Consider the following 19,557-nt stretch of genomic DNA (forward strand, 5'->3'; position numbering starts at 1 on the left):
GTCCTACGCCAGGGGTGAGGAGCGAAGCTCCGAACGGGCTGACCATGGATGGTCAGCACCGGCCCTGCAAGCGGCGCAGGATGCGAGAGCGCCGCAGGGCGTCGGTAGCGTACAGGGAGGGAGGTATTCACAGCGCCTCCTCGACGGTCCGGCGCTCCGGGGCTTGTCGCCAGAAAAGCCCCGAGCGGCGATGACAGCCTTTAAGTGAATCCAGAGTAACCAGACACGAGGAGAGTTCACCATGTCCCGCCATCTGAAGGTCGGCCTGGTCCAGCAGCCCGCCTGGCCCGACAAGGCCAGGAGCCTCGCCGAGAGCGAGGCCGGCATCCGCGAGCTGGCCGCCGCCGGCGCCGAGCTGGTCATGCTCCAGGAACTGCACGCCACCCACTACTTCTGCCAGTACGAAGACACCGAGCTGTTCGACCTGGCCGAGCCCCTGGACGGCCCCACCGGCAGTCGCCTGGCCGCGCTGGCCGCCGAACTCGATATCGTGCTGGTGGGTTCGCTCTTCGAGCGCCGCGCCGCCGGGCTCTACCACAACACCGCGGTGGTCTATGACCGCAAGCGTGGCGCCGTCGGGCACTACCGCAAGATGCATATCCCCGACGACCCGGGCTTCTATGAGAAGTTCTACTTCACCCCGGGGGACGCCGACGGCGCCGGGCAGGGCTTCGCCCCCATCGACACCTCGGTAGGCCGGCTCGGCGTGCTGGTGTGTTGGGACCAGTGGTACCCGGAAGCGGCGCGCCTGATGGCCCTGGCCGGCGCGGAACTGCTGCTCTACCCCACCGCCATCGGCTGGGACCCCGCCGACGACGATGCCGAGAAGTCACGCCAGAAGGACGCCTGGACGCTGATCCAGCGCAGCCACGCGGTGGCCAACGGGGTGCCGGTGGTGGTGGCCAACCGCGTCGACCACGAGCCGGACCACTCCGGGGTCGGGCGCGGCGTCGACTTCTGGGGCGGCAGCTTCATCGCCGGCCCCCAGGGCGAGCTGCTGGCCCACGCCGGCACCCAGGCCGAGCGCCTGCTGGTGACCCTGGATATGGGCCGCGGCGAGGACGTGCGACGCATCTGGCCCTACCTCAGGGATCGCCGCGTCGACGCCTACGGCGACCTGACCCGCCGCTATCGAGACTGAGACCGAAACAGCGGGCAAGCCGAGGGCGCCGGGGGCAGGCCGAAGAGGAGGTCCGAGGACCAGGGATGGCCGAGGTAGCGTACAGGGACGTATTCACAGCGCCTCCTGGCAGGCCTGCCGCCGGTAAAGCCCGGCGACGAGCCTGTTTGGCTGCTGTCTACTCGTCCTCCTCGGCGCCGGGCAGCACCCAGTTGAGGACGATGCCCACCAGCGCGGCCAGGCTCACCCCCTGCAGGGTGAACTGGCCGCCGCCCACCTGCATGCCGCCGATGCCGAACACCAGGATCAGCGAGATCACCACCAGGTTGCGCGGCGCGGTCAGCGAGTGGCCGGCGCGCACCAGGGTGTTCATGCCCACCACGGCGATGGAGCCGAACAACAGCGTCATGATCCCCCCCATCACCGGCCCGGGGATGGTCTGCAGGAACGCTCCCAGCTTGGCGATGAAGGCCAGGACGATGGCGGTGCAGGCCGCCACCAGCATGATGCGCGGGTCGAAGGCGCGGGTCAGGGTCACCGCCCCGGTCACCTCGGAATAGGTGGTGTTGGGCGGACCGCCGAACAGCGCCGCCGCGGTGGTGGCCAGGCCATCGCCGAGCAGGGTGCGATGCAGGCCGGGCTTCTCCAGGTAGTTGCGACGAGTCACCGAGCCGATCGCCACCATGTCACCGATATGCTCCACCGCCGGGGCAATGGCCACCGGGATCATGAACAGGATCGCCGCCCAATGGAAGCTTGGCGCGGTGAACTCGGGAATGGCCAGCCAGGCCGACTCGCGCACCGGCGTGAAATCCACCAGCCCCATGATCAATGCCAGGACATAGCCGGTGACGATGCCGCCCATGATCGGCACCAGACGCACGATACCGCGCCCGAACACCGCCAGCACCAGGGTCACCAGCAGGCTTGCCATCGACAGGAACAGCGCCGGGCCGTAGTCGATATGATCGCTGGTCTCGCCGGTCGCCATGCTCACCGCCACCGGCGCCAGGGCCAGGCCGATCACCATGATCACCGGTCCCACCACCACCGCCGGCAGCAGGCGGTGCAGCCAGGCGGTGCCCTTGAGGCGAACGGCCTGGGAGATCGCCACATAGACCAGGCCGGCGGCCATCAGCCCGCCCATGGTGGCCGACACACCGAAGTTGGCGATGGATCCCTGGATCGGCGCGATGAAGGCAAACGACGAGGCCAGGAAGACCGGCACCGTCAGCCGCGTCACCCCGTGGAACAGCAGCGTGCCAATACCGGCGGTAAACAGCGCCACGCTGGGGTCCAGGCCGGTGAGCAGCGGCACCAGCACCAGGGCGCCGAAGGCGACGAACAGCATCTGCACGCCGGTGAGCAGCGTGCGTGGCAGGGAGTCGGCGGGTCGCGTGACGGCCGTTGAAGAGTCACTCATAAGACGGGTCTCCATGAAAACGCCCCTGGAGCGAGGTCTCAGGGGCGTGATGACAGGTTCGCAAGGGGTTAGCGCGTGCCGAAGATCTTATCGCCCGCATCGCCCAGGCCGGGGACGATATAGCCGTTCTCGTCGAGGCGCTCATCCACGCCGGCGGTATAGATCTCGATATCCGGGTAGGCCTCCTGCACCCGCGTGATGCCCTCGGGGGCGGCCACCAGCACGATGACCTTCATATGCTTGCAGCCCCGTTCGCGCAGCATGTCCAGCGTCGCCACCATGGTCCCGCCGGTGGCCAGCATGGGGTCGATGACGATGGCCATGCGCTCGTCGAGATCATTGGCGAACTTGGCGAAGTACGGCACCGGCTCGAGGGTCTCTTCGTCGCGATAGAGGCCCACCACGCTGATCCGGGCACTGGGGATCAGGTCGGTGACGCCGTCGAGCATGCCCAGGCCGGCGCGCAGGATCGGCACGATGGTGACCTTCTTGCCCTTGAGCAGCTTGACCGGAATCTTCTCGCCGCTCCAGCCATCGATCTCCTGCTCCTGGAGCTCCAGGTCGCTGGTTGCCTCGTAGGTGAGCAGCTTGGCCAGCTCGCCGGCCAGTTCGCGAAAACTCTTGGTGCTGATGCCGGCTTCGCGCATCAGGCCCAGCTTGTGCTGGACCAGGGGGTGCTGGATGGCATGGACGCTCATGGGCGGGACCTCTTCACTGGTGCGACGGGGGATTACGGGCGACGGGAACCGGTCGACCTTGGTCGCATGGACCGCGGTGACAAATTGCGCGCCATTCTACCCGCATCCTGCGTTGAGGTTAAGGCGCGCTCGCGTCCGGTTGCTCGGGCAGTTGCCAGTCGATGGGCTCACGTCCGTGCTCGACGAGGAAGGCATTGGCCCGGGAGAAGTGATGGTTGCCGAAGAAGCCACGATGGGCGGAGAGCGGCGAGGGGTGCGGCGACTCCAGCACCAGGTGGCGCGAGGTATCGATCAGTGCCTTCTTCTTGCGTGCCGGGCTGCCCCAGAGCAGGAACACCGAGGGCTCGGCATGCTCGCTCACCGTCTCGATGGCGCGGTCGGTGAAGGCCTCCCAGCCGCGGCCGCGATGGGAGCCGGCGTTGCCCTGCTCCACCGTCAGCGAGGCGTTGAGCAGCAGCACCCCCTGGCGCGCCCAGTGCTCCAGGTTGCCGTGGGACACGGGTTGGACGCCGACGTCGGCGGCGAGCTCCTTGTAGATATTGGCAAGCGACGGGGGGATGCGCACCCCGGGCCTCACCGAGAAGCAGAGCCCATGAGCCTGGCCGGGGCCGTGATAGGGATCCTGGCCGAGGATCACCACCTTGACCCTTTCCAGGGGGGTGAGCTCGAAGGCGCGAAACCACTCCGAGGAGTGGGGGTAGATCACCTTCCTGGCGGCCTTCTCGGCGGCCAGGAAATCGCGCAGCGCCTGCATGTAGGAGGCCTTAAGCTCCTCCTCGAGCCACTGCTGCCAATCGGCGGGTAGCGGTGCGGCCATGCCTGTCCTCCTCGCCTCAGCGCTTGACCTGGTCGGCCAGCGGCTCGACATAGGCCACGCCCATGTCCCAGGGGAACTGGATCCAGCAGTCCTGGGCCACCTCGGTGAGGTACTGGTCGACCAGCGGCTTGCCCTCGGGCTTGGCGTAGACGGTCACGAAGTGGGCCCGGGGCAGCAGCTCGCGCACCTTGCGGGCGGTCTTGCCGGTATCGACCAGATCATCCACCAGCAGCCAGCCGTCGCCATCGTGATCGACGCCCTTCATCACCTCCAGGCCACCCTGATCCATATGGTCGTAGCTGCTGATGCAGACGGTGTCGATCAACCGGACGTTGAGTTCGCGGGCGATCAGCGCCGCGGGAATCAGCCCGCCGCGGGTGATGGCGATGATGCCCTTGAAGTCACGCTCCACCAGGCGGTGGCAGAGCTCGCGCACGTCGCGGTGCAGCTGATCCCAGGAGACGGTGAAGTGCTGATGATAACGATTGCTGCTCATGGGATCACTCGTCCTCGGTGAAGGAACAGACGGCAAAGACACCGTAGCCGGCCTCGCGGATGCGCTGGGATCCGCCGAGGTCCGGCAGGTCGACGATGGTGGCGGTCTCCACCACCTGGCCGCCGCTGCGGCTGATCAGCTTGGCGGCGGCCAGCATGGTGCCGCCGGTGGCGATCAGATCATCGACGATCAGGATGCGGTCGCCCGCCTTGAAGGCATCGGAGTGCAGTTCCACCTCCGCCTCGCCGTATTCCAGGGTGTAGGTCTCGCTGATGGTGCGAAACGGCAGCTTGCCCTTCTTGCGTACCGGCACGAAGCTGCAACCCAGCTCGTAGGCCAGCGGTGCGCCGACGATGAAGCCGCGGGCGTCGATGGCCGCCACGGCGTCGATATCCATCTCCTGATAGCGGTGCACGAAGCTGTCGACCAGCTTGCGGAAGGCGGCGCTGTTCTGCAGCAACGGGGTGATATCGCGGAAGTTGACCCCCGGCTGTGGCCAGTCGGGGACGGTGCGGATGACGGACTTGATGTAGTCGCCGTAGATGCTCATGGAGGATACCGGTAATGAATGATCAGTCGAGGAACAGGAACTTGGCGGCGAACAGCAGCGCCAGTACGACCACCGCGGGGTTGAGGTCACGGAAGCGGCCGGAGAGCGCCTTTATGGCAACGAAGCTGATGAAGCCCAGGGCGATTCCCTCGGCGATGGAGAAGGTCAGCGGCATGGCCAGGGCGGCGATCAGCACCGGAGCGGCATCGGTGGGGTCTTCCCAGTTGGCATGGGCCAGGCTGCCGGCCATCAGTACCGCCACATAGAGCAGCGCACCGGCGGTGGCATAGGCCGGGATGGAGCCCGCCAGCGGCGCGAAGAACAGGCTGATCAGGAACAGCACGGCCACCACCACGGCGGTCAGGCCGGTGCGCCCGCCCGAGGCGATGCCCGCGGTGGATTCCACGTAGCTGGTGGTGGTGGAGGTGCCCAGCACGGCGCCGGCCATGGAAGCGGTACTGTCGGCCATCATCGCCCGGCCGATGCGCGGCAGCTTGCCGTCCTTGTCGAGCAGCCCACCCTTGTGGGCAACGCCGATCAGGGTGCCGGAGGTGTCGAATAGGTCGACGAACAGGAAGGCGAAGATCACGCTGAGCATCGCTACATCCAGCGCACCGGCCAGATCCAGGGCCATGAAGGTAGGGGCCATGGAGGGCGGCATGGACATCAGGCCGCCATACTCGTTATGGCCCAGCAGCATGGCCAGCAGGGTGATGCCGAGGATACCGATCATCACCGCCCCGGTGACCCGCATGTAGGAGAGCGCGGTGATCACGAAGAAGCCCAGCAGCGCATACAGCGCCGACGGCTCCGAGAGGTCGCCCACCGCGACATAGGTGGCCGGATTGGCGACCACGATGCCGGCGTTCTTCATGGCGATCATCGCCAGGAACAGGCCGATACCCGCGGCGATGCCAAGGCGCAGTGAGAGCGGGATCGAGTTGATGATCCACTCGCGAACACGGAAGATGCTGAGCAGGAAGAAGGTCAGGCCCGAGAAGAAGACCGCACCCAGTGCCGCCTCCCAGGTGTAGCCCATGCCCAGCACCACGCCGTAGGTAAAGAAGGCGTTGAGCCCCATGCCCGGCGCCTGGGCGATGGGATAATTGGCCCACAACCCCATCACCAGGCAGCCCAGTGCCGCGGCCAGGCAGGTCGCGACGAACACCGCACCGTAGTCCATGCCCGCCTCGGAGAGGATGCTGGGGTTGACGAAGATGATGTAGGCCATCGTCAGGAAGGTGGTGAACCCCGCGATGACCTCCGTCTTGACGGAGGTCTTGTGCTCGGAGAGCTTGAATTGACGTTCGATCAGGCGATTCAGCATGGTGTCGTTCCTGGGCGCGTGGACGGTGCTGCGATCCTGGGTGCGGAAAAGCCGCACATGGTACCCAAAGCCTCACGGCGATGCGAGGCGGCAGCGTCTGCCAAGTTAAGCAGCTGACGGTAGCGGCGTCAGCCGCCGCCACCAACGCTAGAGGCCACGGGTCGCAAGCACCCGCTCCACCGTCTCGACGATGGCCTGGGTCTGGGGGTCGATCTCGATATTGACCCGATCGCCGGGCACACGCTCGCCCAGGACGGTGCGGTGCAGGGTCTCGGGAATCAGGTCGACGCAGAAGCGCGGCCCATGCTCGGGGCTGGCGCGGCGCACCTCGCCGATGGTCAGGCTGGCCCCGTCGACGCCGATATAGCCCTTGTCGAACAGGAAGCGACCCAGGGCATGGGGCAGCTCGAACCACAGCCGGCGATTATGGGGCGCCTCGTCGAGCTCGACCAGCTCGGCCACGGCCATGACGTGTCCCGACATGGCATGCCCGCCGATCTCGTCGCCGAAGCGCGCCGCGCGCTCGATATTGACGCGACCGCCCACCGCCAGGTCGCCCAGGTTGGTGACCCGCAGCGTCTCGCGCATCAGGTCGAAGCTGACGCGCTCGCCGTCGATGGCGGTCACCGTGAGACAGACGCCGTTATGGGCCACCGAGGCACCGATCGCGAGCCCCTCCCCCAGATTCTCGGGCAGCACGACGACATGGGTACGGAAGGCCTCGGCCTCCTGGATGGCCACCACCTCGGCGGTGCCCTGCACGATGCCAGTGAACATGGCGTCTCCTTGGCTACGGGTGCCCCACAGCGGGGCGGGAAGATGGACGAGTGTAGGGAATTCTGTCCCTTCCCGTCCATCGCCGCCAGCCACCACAAGATCCACCATATTTCGCGATATCGACAAAGGATATTTCGGCCTGAACGGCGCAAGACCAGGAGGCCCGCCGGCGTGATTGACAGACCCATGGCCTGCCCCTATCCTTGCCGGCTACATTGAATGGCGCCGATTTGAACCCGGCTTGCGGGCGCCCGCGACATGACTCGTCATGGCGTGAAGTGCAGCTAAAAGGGTGTGTCCAGCGTTGATGGCCACCCGCAAGGGTGGCCTTTTTTTGGCCCCTGCCCTGCACCGCCCGCCTCGGCGCCCACAGCGGTGGCATCCATGATCCGACTCGACAACGTTTCCAAGACCTATGTGCTCAAGGGCCGACAGGGCGGCATCGCCAGGACGGTGCCGGCGCTCAAGCACGTCGACTTCCACGTGCCCGCGGGCCAGATCCATGGCGTGATCGGCCTCTCCGGGGCCGGCAAATCGACCCTGATCCGCTGCGTCAACCTGCTCGAGCGCCCCACTACCGGCACCGTCACCGTGGACGGCCGCGAACTCACCGGCCTGTCGCGCCAGGCGCTGAACCAGGCGCGCCACGGCATGGGCATGATCTTCCAGCATTTCAACCTGCTCACCAACCGCACGGTCTTCGCCAATGTGGCCCTGCCCCTGGAGCTGATGGGCATGCCTCGCGCCGAGATCCGCAGCCGGATCACCCCGCTGCTGGAGCTGGTGGGACTGGCCGACAAGGCGAGCCAGTATCCGGCCCAGCTCTCCGGCGGCCAGAAGCAGCGCGTGGCCATCGCCCGGGCACTCGCCAGCCGCCCCAAGGTGTTGCTGTGCGACGAGGCCACCTCGGCGCTCGACCCCCAGACCACCGGCTCGATCCTCGCCCTGCTGCGCGACATCAACCACAAGCTCGGCCTGACCATCCTGCTGATCACCCACGAGATGGAGGTGGTCAAGTCGATCTGCCACCGTGTGAGCCTGATCTCCGACGGCGAGCTGGTGGAGGAGGCCGACGTGGGCGACTTCTTCACCGCCCCCAAGACGCGACTGGGCCGCGAGTTCCTCAACGACTTCCTCAAGCTGGAGCCGCCCCGGGCACTGATCGAGCGGCTCGAGGAGGCCCCAGGCCACAACACCCACCCGGTGGTGCGCCTGGCCTTCCGCGGCGACGCCGTGGCCGCGCCGCTGGTGTCGCGCCTGGCCAGGGAGTGCGGCGTCGACGTCAGCATCCTGCAGGCCAAGGTGGAGTCGATCCAGGAACGCACCCTGGGCCTGATGATCGCCGAACTGATGGGGCCCGCCGAGAAGACCCGCGAGGCCCTCGACTATCTCGAATCCCACGACCTGCAGGTGGAGGTGCTCGGCCATGTCCAGCGCGATGCTTGAACTGATCCTCGAGGCGACCCTCGACACCCTCTACATGGTGGCCATCTCCGGGGTGATCTCTGCCCTGGTGGGCATCCCGTTGGGGGTGCTGCTGTATGTCACCCGCCCGGGCCAGGTGCTGGCCCAGCCGGTGCTCAGCGGCGTGCTGGGGATCGTCACCAATATCGGTCGCTCGATCCCCTTCATCATCCTGATGGTGGCGATCATCCCCTTCACGCGGATGCTGGTGGGCACCTCCATCGGCACCAATGCCGCCGCCGTGCCGCTGACCATCGCCGCCATCCCCTTCATCGCCCGCCTCGTCGAGGGGGCGCTCAACGAGATCAACCCGGGGCTGGTGGAGGCCGCTCAGTCCATGGGGGCCACGCCCTGGCAGATCATCCTCAAGGTGCTGCTGCCCGAGGCCCGCGGCGGCATCTTCACCGCGCTCACCGTGACCATCGTCACCCTGGTGAGCTACTCGGCCATGGCCGGCGCCGTGGGCGGCGGCGGCCTGGGCGACCTCGGCATCCGCTACGGCTACAATCGCTTCAACCCCACCATCATGCTGATCACCGTGGCCATCCTGGTGGTCATGGTGCAGGGCTTCCAGAGCCTGGGGGATTACCTGGTAAGAAAGAGCGACCACAAGTAGCCGAGCCGGGCCTCTATCGATATCAAAATACTATTAAAATTACAGCAGTTATTCCTTTAGTATCGTAACGACACAACAGAAGGAGCGATTCCATGCGCAAGACACTGCTCGCCACCCTGCTGGCCTCCACCCTGCCCCTGGGCAGCGCCCTGGCCGACGATCACGCCATCAAGGTCGGCACCGTGGCCGGTCCCGAGACCCAGGTCATGGAAGTGGCCGCCGAGATCGCCGAGCGCGAATACGGTCTCGAGGTGGAGATCATCGAGTTCACCGACTACGTGACACCCAATGCCGCACTGGCCGACGGCAGCCTCGACGCCAACGCCTACCAGCACGAGCCCTACATGCGCTCCATGGTCGAGGATCGCGGCTACGACTTCGCCATCGCAGGCTACACCTTCGTCTATCCGATCGGCGCCTACTCCGAGAAGTACGACAGCATCGAGGCGCTGCCGGACGGGGCCACCATCGCCCTGCCCAACGACCCCTCCAACGAGGGCCGTGCGCTGATCCTGATGCACAACCTCGGCATGCTGGAGCTTACCGACCCCGAGAACCTGGAAGCCACGCCGCTGGACATCGCCGCCAACCCGCGTGACTTCGAGTTTCGCGAGATCGAGGCCGCCCAGCTCCCGCGGGTGCTGCCCGACGTCGACCTGGCCTTCATCAACAACACCTTCGCTCAGCCCGCCGGCCTGACCCTGGATGACGCCCTGATCAAGGAGGGCCCCGAGTCGCCCTACGTCAATCTAATCGCGGTACGCGGCGGTGACGAAGAGCGCGAAGCGATCCAGCAGCTGGTCAAGGCCTACCAGACCGAGGAGGTCGAGGCCAAGGCCGAGGAGCTGTTCGGGGCCCAGGCAGTGCCCGGCTGGAAGTGAGTGAATTTCCCTCTTCAGCTATCTAGAAAATCATGAGTTCGGGGCCGGCCACTGTGCCGGCCCCTTTCGTTAAAGGAGCCGTGATGACACCGGACTATCCCCTGCTGTCCCGCCAGCTCGAGGCCCTGCTCGATACCCGCGACTGGCTGACCAACAGCGCCCAGACCTGCGCGTTGATCATGCAGCAGGTCCCCGACCTCAACTGGGTCGGGTTCTATCTGCAGCGCCAGCCCGAGTTGCTCTCCCTGGGCCCCTTCCAGGGCAAACCCGCCTGCCACCCCATCCCCTTCTCGAAGGGGGTGTGCGGTGCCGCCGCCCGCAGCCGCCAGACCCAGCGCGTGGATGACGTCCACGCCGTGGCCGACCATATCGCCTGCGACGCCGCCTCCCGCGCCGAACTGGTGGTGCCCATCGTGGTGAATGACCGGCTGTGGGGCGTGCTGGACCTGGACAGCCCGCACCAGGGACGCTTCACCGACGCGGACCGCGCGGGCATCGAGGCCCTGGTGGCCACCTTCATCGAGCGCAGCGACCTCGCCGGCCGTGATAGCACATAACAAATGGCCCCCGCAGCAAGGGCTGCGGGGGCCATTCGGAATCTGGTAGGACCAGGCGGATTTGAACCGCCGACCTCCACGATGTCAACGTGGCGCTCTAACCAACTGAGCTATGGTCCTGAATCTCCGCTGCGACAAGACTTCGTCGCGGCAACGGATGCGTATTCTACCCATCCGCCCCGGGAATGCAAGCCCTGATGTCACCCGCCAATGCCGGCGAATCAGCATCTTGAACGACGTCACGCTACTCGGTACGCACCCGCTCGACGGCCTCCTTCCAGCCACTATAGAGGCGCTCGCGCTCGGCCTCCTCCATCTGCGGCTCGAAGCGCCGCTCGCAGCGCCACAGCGCGGCAATCTCGTCGAGGTCGCGGTACCAGCCGAGGCGCAGGCCGGCGAGATAGGCCGCCCCCAGGGCCGTGGTCTCCAGCACCGTGGGACGATCCACCGGGACACCCAGCATGTCGGCGAGGAACTGCATCACCCAGTTGTTGGCCACCATGCCCCCATCGACCCTGAGGATGCCCGGCGTGGCCGACATGTCGTCGTCCATGCAGACCTGCAGGTCCCGGGTCTGGTAGCACACCGCCTGCAGGCCGGCGGCGACGATCTCGGCGATGCCGGTGTCGCGGGTCAGGCCGAAGATGGCCCCCCGGGCCTTGGGGTCCCAGTGCGGTGCGCCCAGGCCGGTGAAGGCCGGCACCAGGTAGACACTATGGCCGCTGCGCGTCTGGCGCGCCAGGGCCTCGGTCTCGGCGGCGTCGGCGAACAGCCGCAGGCCGTCACGTAGCCACTGTACCGTGGCCCCGGCCACGAAGATGCTGCCCTCCATGGCGAAGGTGGGTTTGCCGTCGAGCCGATAGGCCACCGTGGTCAGCAGGCGATTGCGGGAGGTCTCGGCGCTCTCTCCGGTGTTGACGATCATGAAGCAGCCGGTGCCGTAGGTGCTCTTGCCCATGCCCGGCGCGAAGCAGGCCTGGCCGACCAGCGCGGCCTGCTGGTCCCCCGCCACCCCGGCGATGGGCAGCTCGCCCCCCAGCCAGCGGGCATCGACGCGGCCGAAGTCGTCGCTGGAGTCCTTGACCTCCGGCAGCAGGCTCGCCGGAATGTCGAACAGCGCCAGCAGCGTCTCGTCCCAGCACTGCTCATGGATATTGAACAGGGCGGTGCGCGAGGCATTGGTGGCGTCGGTGGCATGTACCCGCCCCCCGGTCAGCCGCCAGATCAGGAAGCTGTCCACGGTGCCGAAGGCCAGCTCCCCCCGCTCGGCCCGCGCCCGGGCCCCCTCGACATTGTCCAGCAGCCAGGCCAGCTTGGTGGCCGAGAAGTAGGGGTCGATCAGCAATCCCGTACGCGCCTGGACATCCTCCAGGTGGCCCGCCCCGCGCAGCGTGCGGCAGGCCTCGTCGGTGCGACGATCCTGCCAGACGATGGCGTTGTGAAGTGACTCCCCGGTGGCGCGATCCCACAGCAGTGTCGTCTCACGCTGGTTGGTGATGCCCACCCCGGCGATCGCCTCGGGCGCCACGCCGCTCTCGGCGAGCACCTCGCGGCAGGTGGTGAGCACGGACTCCCAGATCTCCTCGGGCTCATGCTCGATCCAGCCATCGTGGGGAAAGTGCTGCGGGAATTCGCGCTGCGCCGTGGCCACGGCCTGGCCCTCGCGATCGAAGAGGATGGCGCGGGAGCTGGTGGTGCCCTGGTCAATAGCGAGCAGATAGTCGGCCATGCAGGCTCCTACGGCAGATTCGTTTCCAGCGGGCCAGGCTAAGGCACCCTGTGCGGAAATCCCTACGATCATGGTCGCGGCAAGACGCGCCTGTCTACCTGGCCGCGGACCACTCCAGGTTCCACCGCAACCCCTCGGCGCGGCCCTCGATGTTCTATTGTGAACTCCATGGGTTCACAATAGAACGTGTGATTCTTCACTCGCACAGACGTCGGAGATCAGGATGGCCCAAGAAGCCGAAGCTCGCCCCTTCGACCTGTTCGTGATCGGCGGCGGCATCAACGGCACCGGCATCGCCAACGATGCCGCCGGCCGCGGCCTCACCGTTAGCCTCTGCGAACAGGGCGACCTGGCCGGCGCCACCTCCTCGGCCAGCAGCAAGCTGATCCACGGCGGCCTGCGCTATCTCGAGCACCGCGAGTTCCGCCTGGTGCGCGAGGCGCTGCGCGAGCGCGAGGTGCTGCTCGCCAAGGCGCCCCACATCATCTGGCCGTTGCGCTTCGTCCTGCCCCATCGCCCCCCTCTGCGCACGGCCTGGCTGCTGCGTACCGGGCTCTTCCTCTACGACCACCTCGGCGGGCGCCGGACGCTCCCCGGCACCCGCGGGCTGCGCTTCGGCACCGACTCCCCGCTGGTGGACGACATCCGGTGCGGCTTCGAGTACTCGGACTGCTGGGTCGACGACGCCCGCCTGGTGGTGCTCAACGCGCGCCAGGCCCACGACGGCGGCGCCGAGATCCTGGTGGGCACCCGCTGCATCGCGGCACGCGAGGTGGACGGCCTGTGGGAGCTTACCCTGGAGCAGCGCCACGACGGCGTGCGCGTCACGCGCCGGGCGCGCACCCTGGTCAACGCCGCGGGCCCCTGGGTCGAGGAGGTGGTGCGCGAGCGGACGGGGCGCACGCCGCGCTACGCGGTGCGCATGATCCAGGGCAGCCACCTGATCGTGCCGCGCCTCCACGCGGAGCCGCGCGCCTATATCCTGCAGCATCACGATGGGCGCATCGTCTTCGTGCTGCCCTGGGAGCAGGATTTCAGCCTGATCGGCACCACCGACCGGCGCTACGCGGGTGACCCGTCGCGGGTCGAGGCGAGCGCGGAGGAGATCGACTACCTGCTCGAGGTGGTCAACGCCCACTTCCGTCGCCGACTCGACCGCGGCGACGTGCTGCGCACCTTCTCCGGCGTGCGGCCGCTATGCGACGACGAGTCCACCGACCCCGCGGCGATGACCCGCGACTACACCCTCGATCTGGATACCCGGGGCGCGCCCCTGCTGTCGGTGTTCGGCGGCAAGATCACCACCTATCGCAAGCTGGCCGAGGCCGCGCTTACACGCCTCGCCCCGCACCTGCCCGCCATGGGCCCCGCCTGGACCGAGCACACCCCGCTGCCGGGGGGCGACATCGAGAGCCAGGCCGCCCTTCGCGCCCAGCTGCTTGGCGCCTACCCCTGGCTGGGGGAGGCGCGGGCGGCCCGTTTCGCGCGCACCTACGGCAGCCTGTGCCGAGAGTTCCTCGCCGATGCGCGTCGTGAGGCGGACCTGGGCGAGGCCTTCGGCGCCGGGCTCACCGCCGCCGAGGTCGGCTACCTGGTGGCGCAGGAGTGGGCGCGCACGGCCGAGGACATCCTGTGGCGGCGCACCAAGCTCGACATGCGCGTCACCCCGGGCGAGCGCCGGCGTCTCTCCGACTACCTCGCCGAACGCTGCGACCTCAGGGCCCCCGCAATGGCGTGATGCTGGCCGGCGCCAGCGGCTCCCGGTCACGGTGCCGGGTCAGTTCGCGGCCTGCCAGGGCGGTGAGCAGGATCTGCAGCGGGTCGCCGTGGCTGACCAGCAGCAGCGTCTCGCCGACATGGGCCCGCTCCAGCGCCTCGATCACCGCCGTCATCCGCGCGGCCACCTCCACCACCGGCTCGACGCCGGCGTGCCGGTGGGTGGGGTCGCGGGCGTCCCGTGCCCAGACCTCGGCATAGCGTGCGTCCCCCTCCCCCTCGAGATCACCGAAGTGACGCTCCCGCAGGCGCGGCTCCGCCTCGGCGTCCAGCCCGAAGCGGCGCGCGATGCGCTCGGCCGTCTCGGTGGTGCGCAGGAAGTCCGAGTGCACCACGCGATGCGGCGGAGCCCAGCGCCACTCGGCCAGCACGGCGGCCAGCTGGTCGCGCCCCTGCGTCGAGAGGCCGAAGCCGTCGAGTCCACGCGCCGGGGTACTGACGATAATGCCCGCCAGATTGGCCTCGCTGTGACCGTGTCGCATCAGCAGATAGGCATTGTGCAGGGGGCGAGAGGCGAGGGAGAGGGAGTTTGACATGGTGTTGGCGCCGACCCTAAATTGATGAGGCAATTCGGAAATAACCATCGCCGCTCATGCGTGTCGATAACCGAACATAACGCAACGATAACAACAAACGCGAGGTACGCCATGCCTACCCCTCTCGCCGGACGCCACGGGCGCCCTCTCGCCTGCCGTGCCCTCACCGCCCTGCTGCCCCTCGCCCTGCTCAGCGCCGGTACGGCGCAGGCTCAGCAGGAGTGCGAACGCGGCGCCCTGGACGCCATCTATTGCGACGAGAACGGCGACATGGTCGCCGACCGCCCGGCGGATGAATCCAAGTGGGTTGACCCCGACACCCTGATCTTCGCCTACACACCGGTCGAGGATCCGGCCATCTACTCCGACATCTGGCAGCCGTTCATCGACCACCTCGAGGACGTGACCGGCCGCGACGTGCGCTTCTTCGCCGTGCAGTCCAACTCGGCTCAGGTCGAGGCGATGCGCAGCGGCCGCCTGCATATCGCCGGCTTCTCCACCGGCCCGACGCCCTTCGCCGTCAACCTGGCCGGTGCCGTCCCCTTCGCCCTGATGGGCTCGGATGATGGACGCTTCGGTTACACCCTGCAGCTCTATACCCACGTCGATTCCGGCATCGACGAGATGGAGGACCTCAAGGGCAAGCGCGTCGCCCATACCTCGCCCACCTCCAACTCCGGCAACCAGGCGCCGCGCGCCCTGTTCCCGGAAGAGGGCATCGTCCCCGGCGAGGACTACGAGGTGGTCTACTCGGGCAGCCATGACCAATCCATGCTGGGGGTCGTGGCACAGGACTACGATGCCGCCCCGGTGGCCTCCGAGGTCGTCGAGCGCATGGCCGCCCGCGGCCTCTATGATCCGGAAGACGTCAAGATCCTCTACGAGTCCGACAGCTTCCCGACCACTTCCTACAACTACGCCCACAACCTGCATCCCGACCTGGTCGACAAGATCGAGGAGGCGTTCTTCAGCTTCGAGTTCGCCGGCACCGAGCTCGGCGAAGAGTTCGAGGGTGTCGAGAAGTTCATCCCCATCAACTATCAGGACAACTGGAAGGTCATCCGCACCATCCAGAGTGCCAACGGGGTCGAATATACCCCCGACAACCTCGAGTAAGGCCATCCGCCAGCACGACGCCGGCCTTAGCGGTAAAGGCCGGCGTCGCTGTCTGGTCGACCTTCGACTGCCTGGACCCGCCGATGCTAGAGATATCCGACCTGATCAAGCGCTACGGTCATGACGAGCCCGTGCTCAAGGGGCTCGATCTCGCCGTCGAGGACAACAGCGTGGTGGCCATCGTCGGTGCCTCGGGCGCCGGCAAGAGCACCCTGCTGCGCTGCATCAACCGCCTGGTGGAACCCACCTCCGGCTCGATCAAGCTCAACGGCACCGAACTCGTCCACCTTCGACACGGCGAGCTGCGGCGCGCCCGCCGCAAGATCGGCATGGTCTTCCAGGGCTTCAACCTGATCGATCGCCTCACCGTGATGGAGAACGTGCTGGCCGGCCGGCTCGGCTACGTCAGCCTCTTCCAGGCCATCACCCGCCGCTATCCGGCGGCGGATATCGAGCGCGCCTTCGTGCTGATGGAGCGGGTGGGTATCGCCCACTATGCCAACAAGCGTGCCGATGAACTTTCCGGTGGCGAGCGCCAGCGAGTCGGCGTGGTGCGCGCCTTGATGCAGGAACCGGAGGTGCTGCTGGCCGACGAGCCCACGGCGTCGCTCGATCCGCGCACCTCGGAACAGATCATGGTGCTGTTGCAGAGCCTGGCAAGCGAGCTGTCGCTGCCGGTGCTGATCAATATCCACAACGTGGCCCAGGCCAGGGCCTACACCGACCGCATCGTCGGGCTGCGCCACGGCACCATGATCTTCGATGGCGCCCCCGCCGATTTCGACCAGGAGGCCCTGGACGCCATCTATGGCGGCATCGAATCGCCCGAGGACGAGACCGCTACCCCGCCGGCCGGACGCGGCGCCAGTGACCGGGAGGTTCACCATGACCCGAACTGAGACCGGCGGGGCGACATCACCACGCACCTGGCGCAAGCCCCCCTTCATCGCCAACCCCCTGCTGCGCTATGGGCTGCTGGCGGTGGTCGCGGTGTATCTGGTCTGGGCACTCGCCAGCCTGCCCTTCAACTGGGAGCGCATCGGCGAAGGGCTGCCCCGGGCGGCACGCATCTTCGGCGGCGGCTTTCCGCCGAGCTTCTCGCGCTTCGACCTGCTGCTGACCGGCTTCACCGAGAGCCTGCAGATCGCCATCCTGGCCACCCTGCTCGGGGTCCTGCTGTCGATTCCCTTCGCGGTGATGGCGGCGCGCAATGTCGCGCCCTTACCCGTCTACCTGCTGGGCCGCGCGGTGATCATCGTCTCGCGCAGTTTCCATCCGGTGATCGTTGCCATCCTGTTCGTGGCCGCGGTGGGCTTCGGCCCCCTGGCGGGCATCCTGACCCTGACGCTCTACTCCATCGGCTTCGTCGGCAAGCTGCTCGCCGAGGAGATCGAGGAGATCGACTGGGGACAGGTCGAGGCCATGCGGGCCACCGGGGCCGGCTATCTGGCCACGCTCTACTATGCGGTCTTCCCCCAGATCCTGCCGCGTCAGGTGGGCCTCTCCATGTACCAGCTCGACAGCAACCTGCGCGCCTCCGCGGTGGTGGGTATCGTCGGGGCGGGGGGCATCGGCAGCACCCTGATGAATGCCTTCGGGCGCTATGACTATGACTTCGCCTTCGCCATCCTGCTGGTGATCATCGGCGTGATCCTGGTCAGCGAAGGCGTCAGCGGCTGGGTAAGGAAGAAGATATGGTGAAGGATGCCGACCTGCTGGCCGAGCGCATCTGGCGACGCCACAACCCCAGGGAACAGCTTATCCGCTACGGCGTGATGCTGGTCACGCTGATGCTGGTGGTCTGGGCGGTGCGCGACATCGACATCTTCTGGCCCTGGGTGTGGGATGCGCCCAATCAGATCTCGAGCCTCGGCGCGCGCATGTGGCCGCCGGACCCGAGCCGCCTCGGCGAGATCGTCGATGCCATGCTCGAGACGGTACACATCGCCACGCTGGCCACCCTGCTGACCATCTTCATCGCCCTGCCGGTCTCCTACATCGCCGCCCAGAACACCACCCCCAACCGCGCCTGCCTGTGGCTGGGGCGCTTCATCCTGGTCTCGAGCCGCTCGGTGAACACCATCATCTGGGCGCTGCTGTTCGTGGCGATCTTCGGCCCCGGTGTGCTGGCCGGGATACTCGCCATCATGTTCCGCTCGGTGGGCTTCATCGGCAAGCTGATGGGCGAGGCCATCGAGGAGATCGACCGTCGCCCGGTGGAGGCCATGGAGGCGACCGGCGCCTCCAAGGCGAAGGTGATCGCCTATGCCGTCGTGCCCCAGGTGATGCCGGCCTTCTTCGCCATCGTCATCCTGCGCTGGGACATCAACATCCGCGAGTCCACGGTGCTGGGGCTGGTCGGGGCCGGTGGCATCGGCGTGATCCTGCAGGGCTCCATCGACACCTTCGCCTGGCAGACGGTGGCTACCATCCTGATCGCCATCATCGTGCTGGTGCTGATCGGCGAGGCGATCACCGGCCTGCTGCGCCGCCAGGCGCTATAGGCTCTAGAGAGTCACGACCCGACATTCACGACCGGTGACGTCCGGCGTAGGCTGAGAGCGGGACGTCACCGAGACCACAGGGGGGTCATGTCGTGTTTTCCATCTTGCTTGCGGTGGTTGCCAGCGTGCTGCTGGCGGCCACCCTGGTGGCGCGATCGCCACTGACCTGGTGGTGGATCCGTGCCTGCGAGTTTCCTCGCCTGCAGCTCGCCGCCCTGGCCGCGCTGACTGCCTTGCTTGCCCTGCTGGTCAGCCCGCCCTGGTCGTGGCTGGCCCTGGGAGCGAGCCTCGTCACTCTCGTCCTGCAGGTGGCCCGCATCCTGCCTTGGACGCCGCTGTGGCCGGTGCAGGTGAAGGCCGCGGCGCCAGGCCTCGAGGATCGCTGCCTGACGCTGCTGGTGGCCAATGTGCTCACCCCCAATCGCAACGCCGAGGCACTGACCCGGCTGATCCATGCGCACCGGCCCGACCTGGTCCTGACCCTGGAATCCGATGCCTGGTGGCAGGCGCAACTCGATGCCGCCCTCGCCGAGGGGTGGCCCCAGGCGGTGCGGGTGCCGCTGGACAACCTCTACGGCATGCATCTCTATTCGCGCCTGCCGCTGGTCGACCCCGAGGTCCAGTGGTTGATACAGGACGACATCCCCTCGATCCATACCGGCGTCACCCTCCCCAGCGGCGACACCGTCCGCCTGCATGCCGTGCATCCCCGTCCCCCGGCGCCCAACGAGAGCGAGGAGTCGCTATGGCGCGACGCCGAACTGCTGTTGGTGGGCAAGGCGATCCACGACGACCCGGAGCCAACGCTGGTGGCGGGGGATCTCAACGACGTGGCCTGGTCGCGCACCACGCGCCTGTTCTGCCGTGTCAGTGGCATGCTCGACCCGCGCCGTGGCCGCGGCATGGTCAGCACCTTCCACGCCAGCTATCCGCTGCTGCGCTGGCCCCTGGACCACGTCTTTACCAGCGAGCACTTCACCCTCAAGAGCATGCAGAGACTGCCGCACATCGGGTCGGACCACTTCCCGATGCTGGTCACCCTCTGCTACCGCCCCGCCCGCGCCGACGAGCACGACACGCCCGAGGCCGACGGGGAGGAACACCACGATGCCCGGGAGACCATCGAGGAGGGCAAGGAGCGCGACCAGCCTGCGTGAACGCGCCTGACTG

20 protein-coding genes and 1 tRNA gene are annotated in these 19,557 nt (G+C 67.3%); 11 read left to right on the forward strand and 10 right to left on the reverse strand.

Annotated elements, in window-relative coordinates; genetic code table 11:
- Positions 1 to 241 precede the first annotated feature (241 nt).
- Entirely contained in the window at positions 242 to 1,141 is a 900-nt protein-coding gene (locus RAN53_RS05445) for a carbon-nitrogen hydrolase (RefSeq protein WP_305795807.1), read from the forward strand.
- A gap of 157 nt (positions 1,142 to 1,298) precedes the next feature.
- Here RAN53_RS05445 and RAN53_RS05450 read toward each other — a convergent pair whose 3' ends face one another.
- The 7 genes from RAN53_RS05450 to RAN53_RS05480 form a co-directional block, all read right to left on the reverse strand.
- Positions 1,299 to 2,543, reverse strand: a complete 1,245-nt coding sequence (locus RAN53_RS05450; protein ID WP_305795808.1) for a uracil-xanthine permease family protein — start codon at positions 2,541 to 2,543, stop codon at positions 1,299 to 1,301.
- Positions 2,544 to 2,611: 68 nt separating this feature from the next.
- Positions 2,612 to 3,241, reverse strand: a complete 630-nt coding sequence (gene upp, locus RAN53_RS05455; RefSeq protein WP_305795809.1) for a uracil phosphoribosyltransferase — start codon at positions 3,239 to 3,241, stop codon at positions 2,612 to 2,614.
- Between the two features lie 118 nt (positions 3,242 to 3,359).
- Positions 3,360 to 4,058, reverse strand: a complete 699-nt coding sequence (gene ung / locus RAN53_RS05460; RefSeq protein WP_305795810.1) for a uracil-DNA glycosylase — start codon at positions 4,056 to 4,058, stop codon at positions 3,360 to 3,362.
- Positions 4,059 to 4,074: 16 nt separating this feature from the next.
- Positions 4,075 to 4,554: a xanthine phosphoribosyltransferase gene (gene gpt / locus RAN53_RS05465; protein ID WP_305795811.1), complete on the reverse strand. Its 480-nt coding sequence runs from the start codon at positions 4,552 to 4,554 to the stop codon at positions 4,075 to 4,077.
- 4 nt (positions 4,555 to 4,558) lie between these two features.
- Positions 4,559 to 5,104, reverse strand: coding sequence for an adenine phosphoribosyltransferase (locus RAN53_RS05470; protein ID WP_161432323.1), 546 nt, complete (start codon positions 5,102 to 5,104; stop codon positions 4,559 to 4,561).
- A gap of 22 nt (positions 5,105 to 5,126) precedes the next feature.
- Positions 5,127 to 6,431, reverse strand: a complete 1,305-nt coding sequence (locus RAN53_RS05475) for an NCS2 family permease (protein WP_305795812.1) — start codon at positions 6,429 to 6,431, stop codon at positions 5,127 to 5,129.
- Between the two features lie 147 nt (positions 6,432 to 6,578).
- Positions 6,579 to 7,208: a riboflavin synthase subunit alpha gene (locus RAN53_RS05480; RefSeq protein WP_305795813.1), complete on the reverse strand. Its 630-nt coding sequence runs from the start codon at positions 7,206 to 7,208 to the stop codon at positions 6,579 to 6,581.
- A gap of 384 nt (positions 7,209 to 7,592) precedes the next feature.
- Here RAN53_RS05480 and RAN53_RS05485 point away from each other — a divergent pair, with 384 nt between their 5' ends.
- The 4 genes from RAN53_RS05485 to RAN53_RS05500 all read left to right on the forward strand — a co-directional run bounded on the left by RAN53_RS05485 (position 7,593) and on the right by RAN53_RS05500 (position 10,726).
- Entirely contained in the window at positions 7,593 to 8,654 is a 1,062-nt protein-coding gene (locus RAN53_RS05485) for a methionine ABC transporter ATP-binding protein (RefSeq protein WP_305795814.1), read from the forward strand.
- A complete protein-coding gene (locus tag RAN53_RS05490; protein WP_305795815.1) occupies positions 8,635 to 9,288 on the forward strand; it encodes a methionine ABC transporter permease in 654 nt (217 codons plus the stop codon). Before RAN53_RS05485 ends, RAN53_RS05490 begins: the two co-directional genes overlap by 20 nt.
- A gap of 92 nt (positions 9,289 to 9,380) precedes the next feature.
- On the forward strand, positions 9,381 to 10,169 hold the full coding sequence (locus tag RAN53_RS05495; RefSeq protein WP_305795816.1) for a MetQ/NlpA family ABC transporter substrate-binding protein: 789 nt from the start codon (positions 9,381 to 9,383) through the stop codon (positions 10,167 to 10,169).
- Positions 10,170 to 10,252: 83 nt separating this feature from the next.
- The gene (locus RAN53_RS05500; protein WP_305795817.1) at positions 10,253 to 10,726 is read left to right on the forward strand and encodes a GAF domain-containing protein; all 474 of its coding nucleotides are present in this window, start codon (positions 10,253 to 10,255) and stop codon (positions 10,724 to 10,726) included.
- A 43-nt stretch (positions 10,727 to 10,769) separates the two neighbouring features.
- On the opposite strand, the gene RAN53_RS05505 is transcribed toward RAN53_RS05500, so the two are convergent.
- Both RAN53_RS05505 and glpK read right to left on the reverse strand, forming a co-directional pair.
- Positions 10,770 to 10,846: transfer RNA gene (locus tag RAN53_RS05505), tRNA-Val, on the reverse strand.
- Between the two features lie 124 nt (positions 10,847 to 10,970).
- Complete coding sequence (gene glpK, locus RAN53_RS05510) at positions 10,971 to 12,455, reverse strand: glycerol kinase GlpK (RefSeq protein ID WP_305795818.1); 1,485 nt, start codon at positions 12,453 to 12,455, stop codon at positions 10,971 to 10,973.
- A gap of 223 nt (positions 12,456 to 12,678) precedes the next feature.
- Here glpK and glpD point away from each other — a divergent pair, with 223 nt between their 5' ends.
- Positions 12,679 to 14,193, forward strand: a complete 1,515-nt coding sequence (glpD, locus tag RAN53_RS05515) for a glycerol-3-phosphate dehydrogenase (protein ID WP_305795819.1) — start codon at positions 12,679 to 12,681, stop codon at positions 14,191 to 14,193.
- Here the strand turns inward: glpD and RAN53_RS05520 are convergent.
- Positions 14,171 to 14,767 (reverse strand): histidine phosphatase family protein, encoded by a 597-nt coding sequence (locus tag RAN53_RS05520; protein WP_305795820.1) that lies wholly within the window; start codon positions 14,765 to 14,767, stop codon positions 14,171 to 14,173. The genes glpD and RAN53_RS05520 overlap by 23 nt on opposite strands.
- A gap of 111 nt (positions 14,768 to 14,878) precedes the next feature.
- On the opposite strand from RAN53_RS05520, the gene phnD reads away from it, so the two are divergent.
- From phnD to RAN53_RS05545, 5 genes are all read left to right on the forward strand, one after another.
- Entirely contained in the window at positions 14,879 to 15,883 is a 1,005-nt protein-coding gene (gene phnD, locus RAN53_RS05525) for a phosphate/phosphite/phosphonate ABC transporter substrate-binding protein (protein ID WP_305795821.1), read from the forward strand.
- Positions 15,884 to 15,966: 83 nt separating this feature from the next.
- A complete protein-coding gene (gene phnC, locus RAN53_RS05530; RefSeq protein WP_305795822.1) occupies positions 15,967 to 16,782 on the forward strand; it encodes a phosphonate ABC transporter ATP-binding protein in 816 nt (271 codons plus the stop codon).
- Entirely contained in the window at positions 16,769 to 17,584 is an 816-nt protein-coding gene (phnE, locus tag RAN53_RS05535) for a phosphonate ABC transporter, permease protein PhnE (protein ID WP_305795823.1), read from the forward strand. Before phnC ends, phnE (RAN53_RS05535) begins: the two co-directional genes overlap by 14 nt.
- Positions 17,578 to 18,387: a phosphonate ABC transporter, permease protein PhnE gene (gene phnE, locus RAN53_RS05540; RefSeq protein ID WP_305795824.1), complete on the forward strand. Its 810-nt coding sequence runs from the start codon at positions 17,578 to 17,580 to the stop codon at positions 18,385 to 18,387. Before phnE (RAN53_RS05535) ends, phnE (RAN53_RS05540) begins: the two co-directional genes overlap by 7 nt.
- 92 nt (positions 18,388 to 18,479) lie before the next feature.
- The gene (locus tag RAN53_RS05545) at positions 18,480 to 19,544 is read left to right on the forward strand and encodes an endonuclease/exonuclease/phosphatase family protein (RefSeq protein ID WP_305795825.1); all 1,065 of its coding nucleotides are present in this window, start codon (positions 18,480 to 18,482) and stop codon (positions 19,542 to 19,544) included.
- Positions 19,545 to 19,557 lie beyond the last annotated feature (13 nt).

It is taken from the genome of Halomonas sp. SSL-5, from assembly GCF_030708455.1.
Classification (GTDB): domain Bacteria; phylum Pseudomonadota; class Gammaproteobacteria; order Pseudomonadales; family Halomonadaceae; genus Halomonas.